The following is a 1113-nucleotide window of genomic DNA, read 5'->3' on the forward strand; positions in this document are numbered from 1 at the left end:
GGTGTGAGGGGTGGGGGCGAAGCGGCGGGCGGGTGTGACCTGGGTCAGCCCGGTGGGATGGATGGGTCTTCCTCGTCGAGGAGGTTGACCAGTGGGAGCAACCAGCCTGCGTGGGCGGCGCCCATGGCCGTGTCGAGCTCGGCAGGAGTGGGCATGCGGCCTCGCATGATGGCCGGGGACAGCAGATTCTGGACCGCGTGCATGAGGAGGTTCGCCATCGAGTAGGTGGGGGCGATCGTCAGAGCGCGTTCGAGGGCGATGGTGGCCTGCACGCTGTTGCCCGCTCGCCAGGCCGCCATGGCGAGCAGGGATGCGGCCGGCGGGACGAAGCGGGGCTCGAGTCTGCGGGTCAGGTCCTTCCACAGCGGAGCGTGGGAGTCGTCCATGAGCGTCCATGCCTCGTCGCGGACTCTGGTGATCGCGAGGTCGAGGCCCAGTCTCGCCGCTTCCGCGTCGCGAAGGCGACCGCCTTCGGTGTGGGCGGTCAGTGCTGATCGCACACGTGCCAGGGCTTCCGCCACGTAGTGGTGGGCGAAGGCGTCCAGGTCCGAGGTGGCCTCGAGTCTGGCCCTCAACTCGGCGACCACGTCGGCCGTGGCGCGCCGCATGGCCAGCCGTACGGGGCCCGTGACGGGGGCTACCGTGCGCTCCAGGGCCTCGCGGTCGGGGAGGGCGACCAGGCCGCGTACGGTTGCCTCGGCGGCGACCTGGCTCGTCGAAGGGTCGTACGGGGTGCCCTCGGCAGGGCAGCACATGGGGACGTCGCAGACGTATGACCAGTAGCGGCCCTCGTGGGCGCGCAAGGCCTCCCCGACGTGGACCTCGGCCTTGGCCGCCACGAGCCTGACCTCGTCCACCGCCGGCGTGACCACGTCTCCCGAGCCGTAGCCGATGATGACGACCTGTGTGACGGCCTCCCGATCGAACAGCGGGGTCAGCGGGGCGAGGGCGCCCGGTGGGAGCGGTAGGCCCCATCTGACCACCATCTTCGCCTGGCCGCGGTCGAGCCCGATGATGATCAGGCTGTTGCGCGGGTGGAAGCCGACGAGGTAGGGGACGGCGGCCAGGATGTCGGCGGGGCTGGTGAGAGTGAGGCAGGACTCGGAGAGGGGC

1 protein-coding gene is annotated in these 1113 nt (G+C 70.9%); it reads right to left on the bottom strand.

Translation table 11 applies throughout. The annotated features are described in order from the left end of the window. Window positions 1–44 precede the first annotated feature (44 nt). Window positions 45–1113, bottom strand: a 1069-nt coding sequence (locus ETD86_RS54450; RefSeq protein WP_246149552.1) for a DUF4192 domain-containing protein, incomplete at its 5' end; no start/stop codon positions are given.

Source organism: Nonomuraea turkmeniaca, assembly GCF_005889735.1.
GTDB lineage: Bacteria > Actinomycetota > Actinomycetes > Streptosporangiales > Streptosporangiaceae > Nonomuraea > Nonomuraea turkmeniaca.